Raw genomic sequence first — 21773 nt, 5'->3', positions numbered from 1 at the left:
GCCGCCTTCCGAAAACACGATATGGAGACCGCACCATGGCCACTCAAGAAAAACCTATCAGCGAACAGATTTCTGATTCGATTCATTCCAACGATGAACCGCTGGGCGAAACCGCTCCCGAAGCACCGTTCGCACTCGTCGGTCTGTCCTACTTGATCGTATTGATGGTGATCATGGGCGCGATCGCCTTCTATTTCTACGTACTGTAAACATTCCGGTGCCCGAAGCATTTTCGCACAGCGTTTGGCACATGACACCTCAACGAGATCGATTTCATGCCACCGACGGGTCGAAGTGCACGTCGGCGCACGACATTTCGGAATTAGGTATCTACGATCGTCGTCTCCACTCTCACTGGACGGCTCTCACTAGACGGCGGACGCGATGCTCGCGATCGCCACGGCATCAGCCTTGAAGCCAACCTCTGAGAATGCGTCGTTCAACAACGTTAATGGAGCCAAGTCTCGCTAAGGCGAGCGGAACACCGAAACGAGTACACGTTCAAACGTTCTGCACCGCCCGAAGCCGTACAAACGCGATCGGACAGACCACCAATAGTGGCAACCACGCCGCGATGCCCGGTGTGAACAACGTGCCACTGCCGCCGAGAGCGCTCGCGAGAGTCTTCAGTGCAAAGAACCCGAGCACCATCCCAACGGCGGAACCAATCATCACAAACAGTTTGCGACCGCGAACGTTGACAACCAACGGCAAGATCAACATCACGAGCCCAAAATCCAACGGCGCACGGACGATTCTTTCATGCACCTGAGTCTGCAGCGCAAGACTGCTGTGGACGGCTGGGTTGCGAACCCGTCCGCTGAGTTCCCAAACCGACGCAAGACGCGTGGCCGTGTCTTCGGTATGCAAGATGTTCGGATGCACGGAAGTGGCCAGGAAACACTCTCCCGGTCCCAACCAAGACTGGTCCGCCGAGGTCATCAAAATCGGTTGATCCTCGCGCCCGACCGAGGCAATCCGATCAATGTACTCGGGACGTTTGACGTTGTGCAACAAATACCCACGCACGGGCGGCCCGCCCGTTAAACCTTCGACGATTCCGGTGCGCGGCGAACGCGACTCGCCCGGTTCCATCCAAACGGCGTCATCCGCGATCAGCAGATCCCCAAACCCTTCGTACTCACTGTCAATTCGGAAGTTCGGCTTTTCGATCGTTCGGGCTTTCGTTTTCAACCGAGCTCCCTCGATCAGAACGCCCGCGAACTGATCGAACGTCGGCCGCACGGCTTGTTCGATCTCCCCATTAAGGTCTTCCGCCTTCATCGTCAGGGAACTGCGAAAGTGCGGGATCACCAATTCACGACTGGCGAACTGAGCCGTGATGATGACCAAGGAAGCGACCACCATCGGGCGAAAAATCCGACCGTGCGAAACTCCCGCTGATAACGTGGCGGTCAATTCGCCGGTCCGGCGAAGCCATCCGACGGTGAACAGGAACGCCATCAACGTGATGATCGCGCCCGTCATGTCGAACAACATGATCAGATACGGACCATAGAACCGCACCAGCACCCACATCAGGCTGTCGCCGCGACGCGTCTGGTTGACGAGATCATCGAACGCGGTGAACGCGTGAAAGACAATAAAGATGCCTGCCAACGACAGAAAACACACCATCACCGTGCGCAAAAACAGGATCAGGATATAACGGTCGATTCTCGTCACGACATGAAATCTAAAGCGTGGATTCAACGGCTGCGAAAACGCACAAAACACCAATACCGCTGTTTCCCAATCACCGACTCAGCCGAGCCAATCGACTCGTCAACTCACCTGACTCATCATTCCGGCCAACTCATCGGTCCGGCCGAGTAATTGACATGGTTAACTGACATGGCTGATTGACGTGGGTCGACTCGCGGGAAAACAACCCACTCTACGTACCCTGACACACCGCGTCGTCGCAAGATCAGGTCAACCGCACTCTGCGGAGAGCAATGCCAACAGACGAGTTCCACGCCCATCGTTTCACGCGTGATTCCACGCAGACGTTATTTCCAACGATCCGTTGGTGGGATGTAGGCATCGATACCCGCGAGGCTGTCCGGGTCGGTGTCCGATGCGAAACGGTAACCGAGTGATGCGATCGCGTCGGCGGCCCGCTTCAGTTCGGCCTCGTTGTTGAGCCGCAACTTCACGCCACTGAAAACGCTCAAAATGTCTTCGAGCAACGGCGAAGAAACTTTCTGCGAAACGCTCTTCAACCGCTTGGCCGCTCGATCGGTGCGTTGTGCCGCCGTGATTCCGTATTTGGCTTTCTCGGTCGCGATCGCTGTGGCTCGCAAACCGGCCTCTAATTCCGCAATCATTCCGGAAACGAACATCAACCGGAGCCGCCCCAACGTACTCGGGTCGTTCTGACGACCATCGGTGCGGACAAAGTTGTGCCGAATCGTGCCTTGGCTCCATGATACGAATTCAAATTCCAAACTGCCCGTCGAGTGCCCACCGACATTCACCAACTCTTCATCCGCGGTCGTGTGACACCGCAAACAACTTTGGGCGACCAAGTAAACGTTGACCGGGTTACGCATGCCCAACTCGATGCTGCGACGCAACCGATCGCTACGATGCTGCGGACTTTCCATCGCCCGAGTCACGTGTTCGCCGCCGTAATCGTGGTGAACATCGAGGTACCGTTTCGCGGCTCCATGGCATGATTCGCATGAGACACCTTCGATCGCGTGAACGTTCCCGCTGCCCGCATCGACTTGTTGGGTGTAGTGACAATTGACGCATCGGCCATCGTGCTTGATCGATCGGATGCCCAAACGGGCCGCGATCTCCTTGGCTTCCGGACGGCGATGCAACTCGTCAAACGTGCGATGATGCGGTGTCGAACGCCAAACTTTGACTTCGTTTTCGTGACACTTCACACACGTTTCGCTGCCGATGACCGAATGCGGATCGACCGGCGCGGCTGCGGCCCCTGCCGAAGACGTCGGCTGCGCGGCAACGCCGATCAATGTCTGCGTGGACGGCGGGATGTCGGTTTCCGACGGATTGACCGTTTCCAACGTCGGCGTCACTTCGGGCAGATCGTGCCCACGCGAGGCGTCAGGGACAGGGCGGATTCCGAGCGGTTCGATCGTCCCCGAATCGGCCCAAGTGATCAGGAGCATCCCCATGATCATCCCAGCGATCACGGCGGAAGGCTGAAAATTGCGAGAGAGGTTGGCCTGCAAATCCATCGTAGTAACCATCAAAAGCGTCGAAAACAAAAGAATCTGTTAAACGCTAGGTCACGAAATGCAACGAGGCGGATCGCGCGGCTAAAAAACCGTTCGATCCGCCTCAAATGGCGAATTTATCGTCGATCGCCCCACTCTCTTATAGAAAACAGGACGTCACCGGCATCAGCACTCAGGCCATACCCAAGCCACCGTCACGGGAAGATCGACCACGCTCGGGCGAACGTGGTTGCGATCCAGTTTGAAGGCGGTTTCAGAACGCTCTAGTTCAACATCTCGTTGACTTGAGTCATCACGGCCGCCGAATCAATCGCGTCAGCCGCAAAATCGTGACGAGCGACGACTTGCGAGTGGTTGACCAAGACAACCGTGACGGCGGTGCTGTCGTCCAACTTGTAGCTCGCGGGACCGTTGTCGGTGTCTTTGGCGACGACGATCGGCACGTGTTTGGCAGCGACCTTGCCCGCGATCTCTTTGGCTTGTCCGGTCAACTTGTCGGATTCACCACCGATCAACGTGACCAAACCCTTGAGTTGATCATCGGAGTGTTTGGCGACGGTCGAATCGAGTTCTTTGACGAACTCGGCGACTTTGCCGTCGGCCGAACGGGTGAACACCATCACCATCGGACGTTGACCGTACTTGCAGCGATAGCACGTTGTCGCGCCGGTTTCCACGCCGTCGTCCTCAGCTCCCGCGACCTTGGTCACCAAGAACATGCTGATGTTGTCACCGGCGCAGAGGCCTTTCGACGTCTCATCGGCGGACACGGTCGTGGCGGTGAACAGACAAAGAGCGGCGAGGGAAAACAGGAATCGAGTCATACTGGGCTTCTCCATGAAGCGGGGAGGTGGGGGGAAAACTGAATACACAGACGGTTCAATCCGTCCAAGCCACCTGACCTGGACAACGCATTGAACCCTACCCGAGATGGCCAGGTAGCGGACTCGTCCGCCACACAAGTTCCATCGATGTTAGCGCACTATCCGGATCGGTCCAGTGGTAACACCTTCTCGACAGCTCAATGGGGTGTGTCAATCCGATCACAACAAACTAAATGTCCAACTCACATGAGAGGCTGCGCACGCACGGCGGGTAGGCGAGAACCGTCACCAACGCAACGCGTCGGTGTTTTTTTGCGGTGGATTCCCCCTGCCGGCCCTCCGATCCCGCCTTGTCCAGGTCACACGAAGACTGAAATCCACACCTGCGCCCGAATCGGCGCCATCTTTGCTGGCATTTGGCGAGATTCAATCGCGTCATTCCGTGAGAGAGCCCCGCCACCAATGCCCCTCGCGTGGAAAAAGTTGCGAACCGGACATCGACGTTTGTGAATCCCTTAAACGGGGGTTGGCAGGCTATTTATGGCGGGAATTACGTCCATCCTGGACACGCAATGAGAAGAAACAGTTGCATTTTGAACCCGGATCCGGGTATAATCGACACCGAAAACCAATCAGCAGCGGTGTTTGCGCGTTCACTGCGCGCCGCCGGTCTATTCTTTCTTCTCTCCCCCGACGCATCGGACCCACCTCAGATGAAAACAAATCGTTCCGGATTCACGCTTGTCGAATTGTTGGTGGTCATCACGATCATCGGCATCCTGATGGGCCTCCTCATCCCCGCAGTCAACGCCGCCCGGGAAACCGCCCGTCGTAACCAGTGCTCAACCCAGTTGAAGAACTTGGCATTGGCTGCAATCCAGCACGAAAACGCGAAGGGCGAATTGCCTGGGTATGTTCAAGAGTACGGAAACTATTCAACTGGCACCGATCCATCTGATCCCACAGGAACTGCGCCCGCAAACCACGTAAAGCTTGGTACCTGGGCTGTTGCACTTTTCCCATGGCTTGACGCACAGCCCACATATGAACATTGGACAGAGGACCGCTACCCGATTTTGACCAGCACCGGGGGAGAGTTTGATGGTACTTCAGGCAGTGCTGGGGATGGTTTCCACAGTTTGGCAGCCCCCAATCTCGCGATTATGCAGTGCCCCAGCAATCCAAATAGCGATTCAGAAAACGCACGAAACAGCTACGTCACGAACAATGGGATGGTACCTCTCCCTCCAGCGACCAGCGGATCTCCTACTATTGACGAGCAATTTGAGGACTCGATGAAACGCGCGAACGGAGCTTTCAACAATAAGTTCGCCGGCGATAGTGATAGAGCGACTGGACCGAAAGTACGACTAGACGACTTTAAAGACGGCCAGGGCAATACAATGTTGTTCAGCGAAAATGTGCAGGCGTTGCCCTGGAACCGCCCTGGTCTAATTAACGGCGCCTACGTTGCAGCAGCAACGGTCAACTACCCAGACAGCTCCAGATTTGTCCACGGCATGGTTTGGCATTATGAGGACAGTGATTTTGCAGTAACGACGATGCCTTGGAGCAATGGAACTCCTGTAGCGGTAAATGCGAAACACTTGGTCAATGGCCGTGGCGCAACAACGGCAGAAGATATTTTTGTCGAAACGATTGTCGCGACAAACGCGACCGACTTGGCGCGTCCGTCCTCAGCGCACACAGACGGCGTGAATGCTGGCATGGCAGATGGTGGTACTCGTTTCATCACCGATTCGGTTGACTACAGGGTCTATCAGGCGTTGCTAACCCTTCGTGGTAAAGCTAGCGACGTGCCGTGGCCAGAATTCATCTTGGACGATGATGCATATTAATCGTCACTTGAATTGAAATCACATCAGGCGGCACCTATCCGGGTGCCGCCTTTTTTTGTTTCCTTGCGATCGAGTTTGATGCGTTTTTCTCGGTGATGAGTTAGACTGCGGGTCTCTTTCGTTTCTCCTTCGCCGAAGGTTGGTCCACGTGCAACTGAAATGTCCGGGGTGCGCCCGCACACTCAAAATTCCTGACTCCGCTGCCGGGAAGGTCGTCAAATGCCCGTGCGGCAAACAGATGCGTGTCCCGGCCGCGAAAACCGCCGCCGCCCCAGCAATGGCCGCCTCCGCGCCCGCCCAACGCCGCCCGCAAGCCGCCGGCGCAACCAACGCCCGCACCGCAGGCCAACCCGCATCCGCCCAAGCACGCGCCGCCCAGACGCGCCCCGCACCGGCTCGGCCGACCCCGGTCGCCGCACGCCCGGCCTCCAATAACGCGTTCGGCGTGGACGCAGGTTTGTTCGACGAGCTGACCGAATCGGACCTGCAACCGGTCGCCCTGCCGCCCAAACCCGGCTCGATGCCCAAAGCGAACAAGCCAGCCAAAGACGCGACGGACGAATACGTCTCCGATGCTGACAAGAAGCGGATGGCGATCAACGACGCCAAGCAAAAAGCCGAACTCGCCCCGCTCCCTCGTCGCCTGGGTGCCTACTTCTTCGATGCGAGCCTCTTTTTCTTTGCCGCGCTCATTCCACGGATCCTTTCCATCGCTCTCGGCATGGACATCACGCTCGGTGACGAAGACGTTCCGTTGACCAACGACGATCTCCTGCTGATCGCGGCGATCTGCGGTTCACTGCTCGCCGCCTTTGCACTGACCGCACTCCTGATTTCACTCCGTGGACAGTCTATCGGCAAACTCGTCTTTGGCCTCGTGATCGTTGACGCTGAGACGATCCGACCAGTAACGTTCCACCAAGGTGTTCTGGTGCGATGGATCGGATGGAAACTGAAATGCATGATCCCCTTCCTCGGTGCCCGTTACGCCCGACAAGACATGTGGTCACTGTTCTCCAACGAAGGCATCACCGAACACGACATCATGGCCGGAACCCTCGTCGTCACCAGCCGCAGCGTCAAGAGATAGAAAGCCGCGAGCGATCCAACCAAAGCAAACCTCGCCACGAGTGGTTGCCTCGCCAAAAGCTCGCATACGCCGAAGGCGTTACAGAAAGTAGCCGGCAGTCGAGCAAAGCGAACACTGCCGGAACCAAAAAACAAACCGCGCACCCGACCCCGAAGGCGGTCGCACAAACAACGCGCCGGATTCTACGACCACCTCCGGGGTCGACAAGATCCGTTCCTACACGGCATCCGCAGGTGCGCTACGCGACCCACGGCTACTCTCTTTTATCCCTCCGGGATACCCGCGCGAATCCAACGCAATCAATCACTCGCCCGGCCCCGCACCAACACCAAAGTAGGCCGGATCAAGGACGCATTCCCGCGCCCGAATAGCGCAAACACCAACATCAAAACCAAGCAACCAAACCAAAACGCGTCCCAATACGTCCGCCGCTCCGGCACCAACCACGTTTGCTCGGTCCGGCCCACAAAACCCAACAACGACTCCATCCCCAATCCAACCAGACCAAACCTCACCAAAAGCTCGCATACGCCGAAGGCGTTACAGACAGTAGCCGGCAGTCGAGCGAAGCGAACACTGCCGGAACCGTAAAACAAACAGCGTCCCCGACCCCGAAGGCGGTCGCACAAACAACACGCCGGATTCTACGACCACCTTCGGGGTCGACAAGATCCGTTCCTACACGGCATCCGCAGGTGCGCTACGCGACCTACGGCTATTCTCTTTCATCCCTCCGGGATACCCTCGCGAGTCCAGGGCAACCAAACGCTCGCCCGGCCCCGCACCAACACCAAAGTAGGCCGGATCAAGGACGCATTCCCGCGCCCGAATAGTGCAAACAGCCAACATCAGAACCAAACAACCAACCCAGAACGCTTCCAAAACGTCCGCCGCTCCGGCACCAACCACGTTTGCTCGGTCCGGCCTACAAAACCCAACAACGACTCCATCCCCAATCCAACCAGACCAAACCTCGCCAAAAGCTCGCATACGCCGAAGGCGTTACAGACAGTAGCCGGCAGTCGAGCGAAGCGAACACTGCCGGAACCAAAAAACAAACCGCGTTCCCGACCCCGAAGGCGGTCGCACAAACAACACGCCCGATTCTACGACCACCTTCGGGGTCGACAAGATCCGTTTCTACACGGCATCCGTAGGTGCGCTACGCGACCTACGGCTACTCTCTTCAATCCCTCCGGGATACCCGTGCGAGTTCGCCCAACCAACACTCCCAACAAACTCACGTGCCCTCGGCAACCGGACGCCGGGTAATGCAATCGATTCCAAGACGGAAACCTGAGCTCGCGTCGTTCTTGCCGACGACCGTCATTCGCAACACGTAGGCACCATCGATGGGCGTGAAATCGCCGAGTTTGATCTCGCCCGTAGGGGCCGGTTTTTCGGCATACAAATCGATCTTTGAATCGACCGGAATCCCGTTGACCGTGAAGCTCACGATGGCAAAGTCATAACTCTTTGTCGCGTTGAGAACCAACGTCTCCGCGACCGAACCTTTTGCCGGAATCGTCCATTCGATCACGTCCCCCGGTTCGGTCTCCTTCACCAAGACATGACCGCCGCGACTCCATTTGCCTTTGTAACTCCCCAGCGATTGCGGAGTCATCTTGACGCGTTTGGGTTTGGAAACGAGTTCGAGCTTTTCGAATTCGAGCGATTCGCGGAACCCACCTGACGCCCCCGACGAGGCGGTATCGTTGTCGGTCGCCACGGGAATCGGCGGCACGTTCAACGCTTCAGCGGGCTCGGGGTTGCGGTTGGACCGGGTATCCGCATCACCGTACCAATACATGCCGACGCCGTAGCCCATTTCGCAATCCGACCACGACCAGATCTCCATATCCAGTTGCAACGACGAACCAAACGGCATCGTGTCGAGGGCACGCGTGCGAGTCTCGGTGCTGTATCCGAGCGTATTTCGTTCGCTAGATGTTTTGCGTTTCAATCGGTTGTAAACGTGACTGCGGGGCTGCGCGTGGAAGGGATGCTCGTAGAAGTCGGTACTGATTCCGCCCCATGAATACGCATAGTAGTCCTCGGTACCGGTGCCAAAGATCGACGGGAAATCTTCGCCGTCAACAAAGATCTTTTCATCGCCTTCACCCCACCATTTTTCCACCGGGTTCATCACGGTCAGCGTGTCACCGACGTACACCCCGCGGCCTTTGAGAGTCACATAATTCCAATCGGAATAGGGCCGCGTTGCCACGGGATACTGGCCCCGCCATGCGGCGTTGAAATACATCGATCGGTCGTCCCATGTCCATTCGCCCGTTTGAACTTTTACGTCCACGTCGATCGGCTCATTATCCAAATTGACCAACGAAATTTTGCCGGACTGTTGATACGGCATCACCCAACGACAGGACATCGTGCCGTCGTCCGCGACCGTGCGATACCAACCCTGGAACGGGTGCAACCCGATGCCGGAGCCGAAGAGATCACCGACCGGACACCAAACCGTCTCACGACCGTCAAACTCCATTTTCAAAACGACCGAACGCGTGACGGACGGCTTTTCATAACTGCCCAACCTGACCGAAAGAGATCGAACCGATGCGGTGCCGCTCGGCAGGTCAATCGATCGTTCGGAATTCCCGGCGAGCGTCGCGTTCAGGGACTGAGACGGTTGAGCGACGGTGACCTCCGGATTCGTCAACATCTTTCCGACTCGATCCATATGCGATTCGGCGTCTTTAAAACCGGAAATCGTGAAAGTCTCAACAGGTGTCTCTGCGGCATATTCGCGAAACGTAAACTGAAAGAAGAACGGACGCTCCGTCGTGGTGACTTTGCACCGTTTGGCGTACGGGATCGGAAAAAAAGAAACCGACGAACGCAGCGATTTGTGGGCAAACGGATACGGGATCAGGCCCGTTCCATCGAACAGCCCCAGCATGTTGCCCTCGAGAGTTGGCTCAGTCGCTCCGTCGAGATAGACACGGATCCGAATATTCGTATTGGGTCGGTGGGGGCTGAGAAACGGCATCCACGTGCGAACGATCGCACCGGGACCTTCGTGATCCATCAACACCCATTCTTTCTGTCCGTTGTTCTCTTCGATACGAATGAAGTTCTTATCCTTGTCGTTCGTATTGCGATCGATATTGTTGAACCACCCCTCTTCGTCCTCCGGCGTCTTCGAAGCCCGGTTGTAGCTGCTGTGTTGTTTGAGCCGGAACTCATACTCGGGGAATTTCGCGACCGAATCGCGATCCACCATCTCGTTGAGCAGAGATCGAATTGAAACCGGTTCAGACGCGGGGGCGTGTCCGGAGACAGCGAACAGCATCGCCAGCAGCGATGGAAGGATGATTTTCATGGTGCGGGGAATTTGGTGGGGTTGCGATCGGAAGACGACCTGGCGCAGGGTGGACTCGCAGTGGTCGATTTCGGGCATGAATCATCGATCATATCCCGATTCACCCCACCAATCTTGTCCACTGTTTGTGTTCGATCCCCACCGCGACGCTAGACCGCACACGAAGGGAATCCTCAACGCAAATCGATCAAGCTATCCGGCATCCGCTCGTCGCACGATTCGGCATCCCCACCCGATCAATCACGATATCGGACAGGCCTCCTCGTTCATGAAGCCGATCCGCCAATCCCATTCGCATGCGAGTCCGTTCTGCCCAAAGCCTCTCATCCTGCGGAGGCCTGCAGAATTTCGACGACATCGCCAAAATTAAGTCGACGCATTAACCGAATCACCTCCAAAACCACTGCCTGTCACTCTTTTCAAATATAGATTTCTGGAAGATGCCGTAGTGGCGGATATTCGGCCGACGGTCTGTCTTATCCATCGCGTTTGTGGACATGGGTGTCATGGGCGATCAAGATAGTGGGAACGTTTTCCCGCCTCCCCATTTGAGATTCCTCAATGCCCACCTTCCCGAATCGCTGCCTCTCCGTTCTCTCCCTCCTACTGCTGACGATCTCGCCCGTTCTCGCTGACGACAGTGCCCCAAAAGCCACGGAGCCGGCCGACTCCCAAACCGAAACAGTCAAAATCGATGGCGTTTTCGAAGCGAAGAAGTCGCACGAGATCACCGCCGATTTGGAACAGATCGATTCCCTCGTGATCAAACGAATCCTTGATCACGGAGCGAGCGTCAAGAAGGGCGGCACGGTGGTTTGGTTTGAGACCAAAGACATCGACGAAAGAATCGCGAAAGCGGAAATCGATTTGGAACTCGCCAAGATCGCATTCGAAGATTCGGAATTCGCTTTCGAGCAATTTGTCGAACAACAAGAACTCGATCGCCGCGACGCGGAGTTAACTCGCAAAGAAGCCCGGCAGGCGTACGACAACTTCGTCAACGTGGACCGAGAGCAGCAAATCCGCACGACCGAAGTGCAACTGCAACGTTCCCACGAATCACTCGAGTACGTACAAGAGGAACTCAACCAACTCGAGCAAATGTATGAAGAGGACGACTTAACCGAAGAGTCCGAAGAGATCGTTCTCAAGCGTGCCCGGCGAGCAGTCGAACGTGCGAAGTTTGATTTGGAGTTGGCCAAAACCCGTGCCGAACGCACCCTCGACCAAACGATCCCTGCGAAACAAGAGAAGCAAGAGGCGGCACTCACGCGAGCAGAACTTGCGTTCGCCAAAGCAATTCAAAATCTCAAATCGGCTCGCGTCAAACGTGAAATCGAACGACGCAAACAACAAACTGAGTTTGAGAAACAGCAGGCCGACTTCAAAGAATTGCAAGCCGAACGTCGTGCCCTCGTCCTAACATCACCCATCGAAGGATTGGTCTACCACGGCAAGATCACTCGCGGACGCATCGGTGATAAACCGAGCACTCTGGAACCCGAGTCCAAAGTTTCCGTCGGCCAAGTGCTCGCGACGATCGTTCAGCCGCAACGTTTGCGCATCGCGTCGACGGTCAGCGAAGAACAGCGCGGCAAACTCATGAGTGGCATGAAGGGCTCCGCGACACCGAAGTCGTTCCCCGGTTTGCAAATCCCCGTAACGCTGCAATCAATCGCAAAGGTTCCGTATGCGGCGAACAAGATCGAGTGTGTCGTCGAGATCGATGGCAAAGTGGGCGAAACTGAAATTGTCCCCGGGATGACATGCAGCATCGAATTTGAATCTCCCAACGACGACGGTCCAGAAGACGAGTCCGCCAAGGACAAAACGGTGGAAAGCCAAAAAGCCGGCACCAAAAAGGCGGCCAAAAAATGATCCACGCACAGCATGGGATTCATAACACGACGGCGAGTTCGCTGGTCGTGATGATGGTCGTGACGGCATCATGGGTCGGCATGAACCCATCGTTCGCCGATGACACCTCGTCCACCGAAGTCATCGCGGAGCCTACGCAGAACCAAACGCGTTTGCAAAAGCTCGACTTTCGCACACCGCCGGTACTACCGGACGTCGAATCACCGAGCGTAGAGACCATGACGCGGTCGATTCGCAACGGCGTCCAATTTTTGATCGATGACCAAAACCCGAATGGCTCGTGGGGTTCGCCAACCAACACGAAGGATCTGAACATCTACGCGCCCGTCCCCGGTGCCCACCACGCGTTCCGCGCCGCGACGACATCGCTGTGTCTGTCGGCGCTGCTTGAATGCGGCGGCGCCGATGACGCATCCGTTCAAAAGGCGATCGAACGAAGCGAAGCCTGGTTGTTCGACTTTCTGCCGAAACTCCGCCGCGCCGACGGTACCGCGTTGTACAACGTGTGGGGCCACGCCTACGCGATCGAAGCTCTCGCACATTTGCACCGGCATCATGGCGAAGACACCGATCGACAGGCAGAGATCGAATCGCTGATCAAGCAACAGTTCGCAATGCTGAGGAAATACGAATCGGTCGATGGCGGATGGGGCTACTACGACATGCGTTATCAAGCCAAGCGTCCGACCTCCAGTTCGATCAGTTTTGTCGGCGGCACGGCGTTGGTCGCGATGCACCGGGCGAAGTCCATCGGAATCGATCCCCCCGAAGACGTTGTCAAACGGGCCGTCGCCGCGATCCATCGCCAACAAAAGCCCGACTTCACCTATCTGTACGGCGAATACCTCAAAGATCGCCCGATGCGAGAAATCAATCGTCCCGGCGGTTCGCTCGGACGGTCGCAGTGTTGCAACGTGGCGCTGCGATTCTGGGGCGACACCGCAGTGACGGACAACGTGCTGAAGCATTGGTTGTATCGCCTCTATGAACGAAACGGATGGCTCGACATCGGACGCAAACGTCCGGTCCCGCACGAATCATGGTTTCAAGTCGCCGGCTATTTCTACTACTTCGGCCACTACTACGCGGCGATGTGCATCGACGAATTGCCCGTCGCCCAGCGCGGACCGTACCAAGCGATGTTGGCCGACTTGATCGTTCCTCTGCAGGAAAAAAACGGATGTTGGTGGGACTATCCGCTGTACGACTACCACCGTCCCTACGGCACCGCGATGGCACTGATGACATTGCAACGTTGTTTGCCGGCGGAATAAGCCCGCCGAAAAAGGCGGGCACGGCCACGATCCGAGCCGAGAACTCCGCACGATACCGTTCACCCGAGCAAGTTTCGTGTCCACCGTTTGTGTTTGGTGGTCCCGAATGGCTCGGCAGCGGTTGACTTCGCCGACCGGGCCCGCTGCAATTGAAAGGCTCGGTTGATCGACCGTGTTCGAGTATCCTTTCTAGGACGGTTAGAGACTTCTCTCACGCTCGGCGATGATCCTACGCGTCTCGCCGATGGAGCAACTCGTCTTGTTGAGACGTCTCGTCGGTCGCACTCACCCGATCAATTGCGTGGGTTTTACGGTTCGTGCATGAGTAAGCGGTTGGCGGTTCCATTCATTCGTATCGGTATCATCACGTCGCTGTTGCTGATGCAGTTCGCCTTGGTACCGACGATCCGCGTGCGGGCGGAAACACCAAAGCGATGGGACGAACTTTCGCTGCAAGAACTCGAAACGCGGCTTGCCGAAAACAACGCGCAGGTAAAGCAGTTAGCCGAGATGACGTTCCGCAGCGGCGTCGGGAACTTGGGCTGGGAATCCGATCCGCACCCTCACGCGGCGTTTACCGAATGGGCGATCGTCCATCTGCACCAAGCAAGCCGAATTGACCAGATCGTCCTGGTACCGATCCTTTGGCGTGACACGGTCAACGGAGTTCGATCGGACGGGTTTCCGCTCGAGTTTAGAATCATGATAGGTCGAGAGGGTGATGCAAAGGGAACCGTGGTCGCCGAATTTGACGAGAACGATTCGATTTTGCCACGGGTTGCCCCGTTAGTGATTCCGATCGAACCAACCGTCGGCGATTGGGTTCGCGTGGAAGCGACGCGTTTAACCCCGCGCGCACTCGACGGACGTTTTCTATTCCAGCTATCTGAGATCATGGCGTTCTCGGGCGAGGAAAACGTGGCACTCGGCGGTCGCACGGCGGTTTCGTCAGTCGCATTCACCCGCGTTCGCAAATCGGCCCCGATCGAAACATTGGTGGACGGCTTCATGCCCTATCTCATGAATCCTGCGGGCGGTAACGGCAGTCAAGCGTTCGTGGGCTTCTTTCAGACCGGACCGGAGGCCTCACTCACATTTGATTTCGGCGAACCACGAACCCTCCACCGGATCCATCTCCATGCGGCGGACTTGAGCGAGAACGTGCCGCAGATTCAGCACTCCGACTACGCATTGCCTGATCATCTCATCGTTGAAGGCGCCACGCAGCCCGACTTTTCCGACGCCGTCCGTTTGCACGAGTATCGCAAACTTTCGATCTACGACGCCGGGCCGATTGTGATGTTTCAATTTGCCCCCGCCGATTGTCGCTTCGTTCGCTTCACGGCGGTCGAAGCGTACAAGGCACCCGAGGCCTCTGATCGTTACCGATGTATCGGATTCACCGAGATCGAAATCTTTGAAGACTGTCAAAACATCGCCGCAGGGATCGTCCCCACCAGCAATCTCAATTTCAGCGGCAGCGACGGTTCGCTCGCCTCACTAACCGACGGTCGAAATCACTTTGGAAAAATCATTCCGGTGAAGGATTGGGTTGCGCAGTTATCACGCCGACACGAACTCGATTTGGAACGTCCGAGAATCCAAAGCGAACTGAGTGATCGGTACCGAATCCAAAGTCGCAATCTGCGGTGGGCAACCGTGATCGCCTCGATATTGGCTGTGGGAATCGTGATCACCATTCTGGTCGATCGGTTAATCCGCAACCGCGAATCGAGCCGTTTGAAGGAGCGGTTCGCCGCCGACCTTCATGACGAAGTCGGCGCGGATTTGCACGCGATCGGACTACTGAGCGATCTCGCCCGAAACGCGTCGACGTCAGCCCCAAACATCGATCCGATCCTAAAAGAGATTCGCGCCGTCTCCGAAGACGCGTCCCGATCCGTTCGCCATATCGCGGGCCTGCAAGTCCACACGTTGTATTCCGGATTGGATGACCTGATGAAGCAGGCCGCCGAGAGAATCGTGGTCGAGTTAGAACACGAGTTTGAGATTGAAGGGAAGGAGTTCGTGGAAAATCTGAGACCGCGAACGCGTGCGGACCTTTTCCTGTTTTACAAAGAGTGTTTGGTCAACATCAGCCGACACGCGGACGCGACGAGGTTGGGCACGACACTAAAAGCCTCGCCGAAGGAAATCCATCTCACCATCACCGACAACGGACACGGGTTACGGGGTTTCAGCAACGATGGAATCCCTCCGTCGCTCAAACGTCGTGCTAAGCTGCTCGGTGCCACGGTCGCCGCAGAAAGCTGTGCCGAGACGGGTACCCGAATCGATCTCCAGTTCAAACGGATGCAATGGAATCAACTCAAGAAGCGATGAGCGGCAACGAATCAATCAAGATCATGCTGGTCGAGGACCATCCCAAATATCGAAAGGTAATTGAAATGGCCATCAACGCCGAACCCACGATGGAATTGGTGAGCATGTACGGCGCCGCCGAGGTTGCACTTCGCAGCGCCAGCGACATGGAGTCCCGCGACACACCTAACATCATATTGTTGGACCTCAACCTCCCCGGCATCAGCGGCCTCGATGCGATTAGCAAGTTCATCGAAGTGATGCCGTCGGCCAAAATCATTGTGTTGACTCAATCGAATGCGGAGGCGGATATCACAAGAGCCGTCAAAACCGGGGCATCGGGCTATCTTTTGAAGTCATCGACCGTGACTCAAATCGTTGACGGAATCCGGACGGTTGCCGCAGGAGGCGCGTCGCTCGATGGGGACGTGGCACTGCATCTCTTAAAAATGGTTCAAAACCCGCCGAAGAAAGAGTCAGCAATTGTTTTGTCCACGCGCGAGCGCGAGATCCTCACCCTGCTCAGCCAAGGGATGCTTAAGAAAGAAATTGCGAGGGAACTGGATATCTCGTACGGAAGTGTCGCTACATACATCCGACGTCTGTACGAAAAACTGGACGTACAAAACGCTCCTGCCGCGATCGACAAGGCTCACCGAATCGGCGTGTTTGAGCACAACGACAACTCGCGCTGACATTCAATGAATGCACGACGCCTGTCCTCTCCCGTGCGCAGTCTTTTGCCGTTGCACCAAACGACTTCATCATGCATTTAACGGACTCAGCCGCTCGTCGGTTTACTCTTGCGGAATGCATGTCGACTGTTTGGTGGACTTGAATGGCGAACACCACGCCACCGATACTCTTCTATAGAAGCTCGAGCCCCATTGAGGGCTCGAAGTGATCCTTCTCGCTCCTATCAACATCACGTGATGAAGATTGTGGCAACAGGTCATCCCGGCTGAATAATCCATCGCCGTTAGATGTTTCGCCGAACGATGCAGCCGAACGATGCAATCGGAGACGTGCAACGCGATCGGTCTGCTCACGGGGTGATCGGATGCTGCAACACAATCGCCAGCGTTTTGTTGGTTCATGTACGCAATTTTTTAACTAGAGGCATTGGAATGAACGCAAGAAAGCCACCGCAAGGTTTCACCTTGGTCGAGCTATTGGTAGTCATCGCAATCATTGGCGTCTTGGTCGGGCTGCTCCTACCCGCCGTACAAGCAGCACGTGAAGCGGCTCGCCGAATGAGCTGCAGCAACAATTTCAAACAAATCGGACTCGCCCTTCACAACTACCACTCCGCCTACAACCAACTTCCGATGATCCAAAACGGATCCGTCCCCGGCGGTTTCACCGGTGACGGGCAGTTTGATGAATCGACGGTCGCCAACCTGATGCAACTGAGCGTGTTGGTCAGCCTGACGCCTTTCATTGAACAACAAGCGATCTGGGAAGAGATTTCGAATCCGAGCGTGTTCGACCTCAATGCCCCTAACGTGGCCCGCACACCCCCGTGGCCTTCGATGGGACCGACACCGACGATGGAGGGAACGCCGAACGACGGCTATCGCCCTTGGATGACCGAGATCCCTGGTTTCCGATGCCCGAGCGACCCCGGCAGTGGATTGCCCGCGATGGGACGAACCAACTATGTCGGGTGCACCGGCGACACTTTCTGGAACATGGACCGCGGTCCGCTGTCAAACGACCTTCAAGAAAACAGCGCTCGATCGGTCAACATGCAAGCCTGTGCACGCGGTGTCTTCGTGCCACACTACGCGACGCGTTTTCGTGACATCCTCGATGGGACTGCCAACACGATCGCGATGGGTGAAATTGCAACCGACCTCGGGGATCGCAACGTGCGAACCCTCGGTCGACGTGCCGGCAGCGGAAACAATGGCTGGTTCGGAATGCGAAACAATCCGAGCAACTACCGCACCGCCGACATCGATCCCGCTCGTCCACAGTTCTGGGCCGCGACCGCGACCGGCGTCTTCACCGAAGCACATGAAGGCCGTGGTTACAAATGGGCCAACGGGCAAGGCGTCTACGGACAGTTCAACACGATCTTCCCACCGAACGCGCCCGTGCTCGTCGGGACGGTTGCCCGCAGTGCGGGACTGTTACCGCCGAGCAGTCAGCATCAAGGTGGTTGCCACATTTTGATTTCCGACGGTGCGGTCAAATTCATCACCGATTCGATCGACGCCGGAGACCAAACCTCGCGAGTCGTCACCCCCGGAAACACAGCCGGTGCCAGTGCCGGTGTGGCGAGCCCCTACGGCCTGTGGGGATCGCTCGGTACCAAAGCTAGCCGAGAAGTTATCAGTTCGGAATTCTAGAGCATTTCCATTTTTGTTTTAGCCACCGTCACCCGACGGTGGCCCACGTTTTGTTGAACGTAGCTACCTTTGAAAACCTACGTCACAAACAGCAACGCTCTCGCCATTCGAGGAACGGATGTTTCGAGGTACGCAAACCGGATTGCTCGTGTCTCACCGCGAAAAAGCCTAATGCAAAAACTTAGCGTAACATCGTGAGCCGTCCGGTGTCACACCGCTTGGTCCGATACGAATGTTGTCGAGATATTTATCGAATCACGACGCTCCTTTAGAACCTTTCCTCTGCCTATTACTCCCAACGTCCGGTTCAGAATGTCCTCTTTCAAATTCATCATGTTGTCAATGTTCGTGGCTTGTCTTTTCATGACATCGGGCTGCGGCGACCCAGCACCAACGGTCGTCCAACCCGATCCCGAAACGCGAACGTATCCGCAATCCGATCCCGGTGACTCGATGGATGCGGTTCAGTAATCGGATCGCTTAGCGCTCGACGAAATTGCCGTGCGAGCAAACAAGCATTGTTAGAATACCCTGCGGAACGGCACGTGCCCGTCCGCTGCCGACTCCCGACCTTTCTGATTAGACACCCAATGAATCAACTGGCGAGAATTCTTTGCTTGTTATGCCTTCTGACGGCGACAACGGGACGCTCTGATGAAAACGTTAACATGATTGTCATCATGGCGGACGATTTGGGCTATGCCGATGTCGGTTGCTATGGCTGCAAAGATATCCCGACGCCCAACATCGATCAGCTTGCCGCCGAAGGTGTGCGTTTCACGTCCGCGTACGTGACGGGGAACATGTGCGGTCCCTCGCGTGCGGGCTTCTTGACCGGTCGGCACCAGTCCACGTTCGGTTACTACCAGAACGTCTCCCAACCTTTCGATCCCGCCCAGGGACTACCAAAGATGGAGACCATCGCGAGCCTATTGCAGAAACGAGGCTACGTGACCGGCGGCGTGGGCAAATGGCACATGGGGACAACCAACGAACAACATCCCAATTCAATGGGCTTTGATGATTGGTTTGGATTTCTCGGCGGAGGACTGATGTATTACCCGCTGGATCATCCTTCCTACAACGGGCGTTTCGATCCACTCAAAAAGCCCGCCAATCATCGCGATCTTCAACACACGATGCCGGTGATTCACAACATGAAACCGGTGAAATGGGACCAGTACCTAACGCGAGAATTGACCGATGCGGGGGTCGCCTTTGTCGAACGCAATCAGGAACAACCGTTCTTTCTCTTCATGTCCTACAACGCCCCACATCTCGACCTGGAAGCGCCTCCGGAAACAATTGGGAAGTTCCCCGTAGAGTCAATGACGAAGGTTCCCGGCGTGAAGCCGATCGCTCGTTCCATCTATGGAGCCATGGTTGACGAGATGGATGCGGGCATCGGTAGGTTGCTGTCCAAGGTCGATGAATTGGGACTGACCGGTAAAACCGTGGTTTGGTTTTTGAGTGATCACGGTGGAATGAAACGGACGAGCGACAATCGCCCTCTGCGAGGCAGCAAAGGAAACTCATACGAAGGTGGCCTACGCGTTCCCTTGATCGTGAAATGGCCAGGCAAAACATCGGCAGGCACCGTGCTTGATTCGCCGGTCACCTCGCTGGACATCGGGGCGACGTCGCTCGCGATGGCGGGTGGTGATCCGGTGAGTGCTGGACTCCATGGCACCGACATACGCGATTACCTGAGCGGCCAATCGGAGGATCCACCACACGAGGTGCTTTACTGGCATACGGGAAGTTATCAAGAACCGGCCGGCGCGATACGCGATGGCGCCTACAAGCTTCTCTACCAAAATGGAGAACCTGAACTCTACAACTTGATCGAAGACATCGGCGAAACAACCGACCTGGCGTCCTCACAACCCGAACGGGTGCGATCGATGCTCAGTCAATGGAAAGAATGGGCACGCCAGGCGCAACCGGAGCTATGGAAAAAATCGCGAGGCGAGTTCCAATACGCTGACTACGAGTGGCTCAAGGGCGGTCAACATTACCGAGCCAAATCTCAGTGAGAGACTCGCTCGAGGGAGTTCGTGGCGAGCGATTGAGATTGCACGAATGCGAGTACGCCGAAGGAGTTTCAGAAATCAGACGGCAGTCGAGCGAAGCAAACACAGCTGGTTCCTGGAACCGATAACACGCCCGACCTCGAAAGTGGTCGCACCCCACCTCGCTGATTTCTGCGTCCCCAGTCGGCGCCGGCGAATGGAATTTTCGCACGGTATCGGTCGGTGCGTTGCACGACACTCGGCTATTTTTCTCGATCGTTTCGGGATACCCGCCTGAGATGAGGCAGCCCAACGCCTCCCAGCAAGTCCATCTTCGCTTGAAAACCGCAAATTCGGGTGCTTCGGCCGGGGCTCGAGAGGACATTTTGGCTGGTGCATCGGCGTGGCACCGCGTATCGTAATGCGTTCCCGTTTGCCCGACCGTCCATTGACACGCTCCCGCCATGACATCGCTGCCCGTTTTGCCGCCGACTCAGACCGCCGTTCCGGGCGACGATGCGGACGCACGACCTCGAAAGGTGCACCTACTCAACGTCACCGACGAGGGGCTCAAAGATTGGCTGGCCGAGCGAGGGTATCCGGCGTTCCGCGGAAAGCAAATCCGCCGTTGGCTGTTTTCGGGACGGGCCGAATCGTTCGAGACGATGTCGGATTTGCCCGCCAAACTGCGTTCCGAGCTAGCGGAGTCGTTCGACATTTTCCAAGCCTCCGAGGCTCACGTTTCCACGTCTCGTGACGGGACGGAAAAGATCCTCGTTCGCCTCGCCGACGGTGGGGAAGTGGAATGCGTGTTGTTGCGTGACGGCGATCGACGGAGCATTTGCGTTAGCAGCCAAGTCGGGTGCGCGATGGGCTGCGTGTTCTGCGCCAGCGGTCTCGATGGCGTTGATCGGAACTTGACCCGCGGCGAAATTCTTGAACAGATGCTGCGGTTGCAACATCGCCTTCCCGCGGAAGAACGGCTCAGTCACATCGTGATGATGGGAATGGGCGAACCGCTCGCAAACTTGCCAGGCGTACTCGCCGCACTCGATGTGGCTCGCAACCCCGACGGCCTCGGCATTAGTCCTCGGCGGATCACGATCAGCACCGTGGGATTGCCACCAGCGATTGATAAGCTCGCCGCCTCGGGCGTCCCCTACAACCTCGCCGTCAGCCTACACGCCCCCAATGACGAACTCCGCAGTCAACTCGTTCCCGTGAATCAAAAGATCGGCATCGAGCCCGTGCTCGCGGCGGCGGATCGCTATTTCGCCAGTTCCGGTCGACGACTCACGTTTGAGTATGTGCTGTTGGGCGGCGTCAACGATTCCGAAGCCTGTGCCCACGAACTGACTCGCGTGCTTCGCGGACGGACGGTGATGATGAACGTCATTCCCTACAACCCGGTGGAAGGTCTTCCCTACCGAACGCCGAGCAAAGAGTCGATCTCTCGGTTTCGGCAGATCCTCGAGGCGTCGGGCGTTAACGTGATGTTCCGGCAACGCAAAGGCGACGAGATTGATGCCGCCTGCGGACAACTGCGACGAAACCGAGGCAGCATCGGCGAGAAATCACCGGCCACCTGAGACACGGTCTGTTAGTCAT

At 56.6% G+C, this 21773-nt stretch carries 15 protein-coding genes; 11 read left to right on the top strand and 4 right to left on the bottom strand.

Annotated features, from left to right (window positions below):
- The first annotated feature begins 35 nt into the window (after positions 1 to 35).
- Positions 36 to 209, top strand: a complete 174-nt coding sequence (locus FHS27_RS17595) for a hypothetical protein (RefSeq protein WP_184306195.1) — start codon at positions 36 to 38, stop codon at positions 207 to 209.
- A gap of 292 nt (positions 210 to 501) precedes the next feature.
- Here FHS27_RS17595 and FHS27_RS17590 read toward each other — a convergent pair whose 3' ends face one another.
- The 3 genes from FHS27_RS17590 to FHS27_RS17580 form a co-directional block, all read right to left on the bottom strand.
- A complete protein-coding gene (locus FHS27_RS17590; protein WP_184306194.1) occupies positions 502 to 1686 on the bottom strand; it encodes an LptF/LptG family permease in 1185 nt (394 codons plus the stop codon).
- 326 nt (positions 1687 to 2012) lie between these two features.
- Entirely contained in the window at positions 2013 to 3224 is a 1212-nt protein-coding gene (locus tag FHS27_RS17585; RefSeq protein WP_246420031.1) for a cytochrome c family protein, read from the bottom strand.
- A 251-nt stretch (positions 3225 to 3475) separates the two neighbouring features.
- Positions 3476 to 4036 (bottom strand): hypothetical protein, encoded by a 561-nt coding sequence (locus FHS27_RS17580; protein WP_184306193.1) that lies wholly within the window; start codon positions 4034 to 4036, stop codon positions 3476 to 3478.
- 593 nt (positions 4037 to 4629) lie between these two features.
- Here FHS27_RS17580 and FHS27_RS17575 point away from each other — a divergent pair.
- Positions 4630 to 5895: a DUF1559 family PulG-like putative transporter gene (locus tag FHS27_RS17575; RefSeq protein WP_449224079.1), complete on the top strand. Its 1266-nt coding sequence runs from the start codon at positions 4630 to 4632 to the stop codon at positions 5893 to 5895.
- A gap of 148 nt (positions 5896 to 6043) precedes the next feature.
- The gene (locus FHS27_RS17570) at positions 6044 to 6985 is read left to right on the top strand and encodes an RDD family protein (protein ID WP_315854608.1); all 942 of its coding nucleotides are present in this window, start codon (positions 6044 to 6046) and stop codon (positions 6983 to 6985) included.
- Between the two features lie 1240 nt (positions 6986 to 8225).
- On the opposite strand, the gene FHS27_RS17565 is transcribed toward FHS27_RS17570, so the two are convergent.
- Complete coding sequence (locus FHS27_RS17565) at positions 8226 to 10325, bottom strand: glycoside hydrolase family 172 protein (RefSeq protein WP_184306192.1); 2100 nt, start codon at positions 10323 to 10325, stop codon at positions 8226 to 8228.
- A gap of 561 nt (positions 10326 to 10886) precedes the next feature.
- On the opposite strand from FHS27_RS17565, the gene FHS27_RS17560 reads away from it, so the two are divergent.
- The 8 genes from FHS27_RS17560 (at position 10887) to rlmN (ending at position 21754) form a co-directional block, all read left to right on the top strand.
- Positions 10887 to 12203, top strand: a complete 1317-nt coding sequence (locus FHS27_RS17560; RefSeq protein ID WP_184306191.1) for an HlyD family efflux transporter periplasmic adaptor subunit — start codon at positions 10887 to 10889, stop codon at positions 12201 to 12203.
- Complete coding sequence (locus FHS27_RS17555) at positions 12200 to 13477, top strand: hypothetical protein (protein WP_184306190.1); 1278 nt, start codon at positions 12200 to 12202, stop codon at positions 13475 to 13477. The genes FHS27_RS17560 and FHS27_RS17555 overlap by 4 nt, the downstream gene beginning before the upstream one ends.
- A gap of 321 nt (positions 13478 to 13798) precedes the next feature.
- The gene (locus tag FHS27_RS17550; protein ID WP_246420029.1) at positions 13799 to 15820 is read left to right on the top strand and encodes a sensor histidine kinase; all 2022 of its coding nucleotides are present in this window, start codon (positions 13799 to 13801) and stop codon (positions 15818 to 15820) included.
- Positions 15796 to 16494 carry a response regulator gene (locus FHS27_RS17545; RefSeq protein WP_184306189.1) on the top strand — a complete coding sequence of 233 codons (699 nt, stop codon included), beginning with the start codon at positions 15796 to 15798 and terminating at the stop codon, positions 16492 to 16494. Before FHS27_RS17550 ends, FHS27_RS17545 begins: the two co-directional genes overlap by 25 nt.
- 432 nt (positions 16495 to 16926) lie before the next feature.
- Entirely contained in the window at positions 16927 to 18153 is a 1227-nt protein-coding gene (locus FHS27_RS17540) for a DUF1559 domain-containing protein (protein ID WP_184306188.1), read from the top strand.
- A 312-nt stretch (positions 18154 to 18465) separates the two neighbouring features.
- Positions 18466 to 18624 carry a hypothetical protein gene (locus FHS27_RS17535; protein ID WP_184306187.1) on the top strand — a complete coding sequence of 53 codons (159 nt, stop codon included), beginning with the start codon at positions 18466 to 18468 and terminating at the stop codon, positions 18622 to 18624.
- 119 nt (positions 18625 to 18743) lie between these two features.
- Positions 18744 to 20189 carry a sulfatase-like hydrolase/transferase gene (locus FHS27_RS17530; protein WP_246420026.1) on the top strand — a complete coding sequence of 482 codons (1446 nt, stop codon included), beginning with the start codon at positions 18744 to 18746 and terminating at the stop codon, positions 20187 to 20189.
- Between the two features lie 440 nt (positions 20190 to 20629).
- On the top strand, positions 20630 to 21754 hold the full coding sequence (rlmN, locus tag FHS27_RS17525) for a 23S rRNA (adenine(2503)-C(2))-methyltransferase RlmN (RefSeq protein WP_184306186.1): 1125 nt from the start codon (positions 20630 to 20632) through the stop codon (positions 21752 to 21754).
- The last annotated feature ends 19 nt before the right edge of the window (positions 21755 to 21773 follow it).

The sequence above is a fragment of the Aporhodopirellula rubra genome (assembly GCF_014192335.1).
Taxonomy (GTDB): domain Bacteria; phylum Planctomycetota; class Planctomycetia; order Pirellulales; family Pirellulaceae; genus Rhodopirellula; species Rhodopirellula rubra.
This window is presented reverse-complemented; position numbering and strand designations above follow the sequence as displayed.

What these genes read in the sequence shown, in the direction of transcription:
- FHS27_RS17530 (WP_246420026.1), top strand. Translation starts at nt 18,744, where the DNA reads ATGAATCAACTGGCGAGAATTCTTTGCTTGTTATGCCTTCTGACGGCG.
- FHS27_RS17535 (WP_184306187.1), top strand. Translation starts at nt 18,466, where the DNA reads ATGTCCTCTTTCAAATTCATCATGTTGTCAATGTTCGTGGCTTGTCTT.
- FHS27_RS17580 (WP_184306193.1), bottom strand. Translation starts at nt 4,036, where the DNA reads ATGACTCGATTCCTGTTTTCCCTCGCCGCTCTTTGTCTGTTCACCGCC.
- FHS27_RS17565 (WP_184306192.1), bottom strand. Translation starts at nt 10,325, where the DNA reads ATGAAAATCATCCTTCCATCGCTGCTGGCGATGCTGTTCGCTGTCTCC.
- FHS27_RS17555 (WP_184306190.1), top strand. Translation starts at nt 12,200, where the DNA reads ATGATCCACGCACAGCATGGGATTCATAACACGACGGCGAGTTCGCTG.
- FHS27_RS17550 (WP_246420029.1), top strand. Translation starts at nt 13,799, where the DNA reads ATGAGTAAGCGGTTGGCGGTTCCATTCATTCGTATCGGTATCATCACG.
- FHS27_RS17595 (WP_184306195.1), top strand. Translation starts at nt 36, where the DNA reads ATGGCCACTCAAGAAAAACCTATCAGCGAACAGATTTCTGATTCGATT.
- FHS27_RS17560 (WP_184306191.1), top strand. Translation starts at nt 10,887, where the DNA reads ATGCCCACCTTCCCGAATCGCTGCCTCTCCGTTCTCTCCCTCCTACTG.
- FHS27_RS17545 (WP_184306189.1), top strand. Translation starts at nt 15,796, where the DNA reads ATGGAATCAACTCAAGAAGCGATGAGCGGCAACGAATCAATCAAGATC.
- FHS27_RS17585 (WP_246420031.1), bottom strand. Translation starts at nt 3,224, where the DNA reads ATGGTTACTACGATGGATTTGCAGGCCAACCTCTCTCGCAATTTTCAG.
- rlmN (WP_184306186.1), top strand. Translation starts at nt 20,630, where the DNA reads ATGACATCGCTGCCCGTTTTGCCGCCGACTCAGACCGCCGTTCCGGGC.
- FHS27_RS17540 (WP_184306188.1), top strand. Translation starts at nt 16,927, where the DNA reads ATGAACGCAAGAAAGCCACCGCAAGGTTTCACCTTGGTCGAGCTATTG.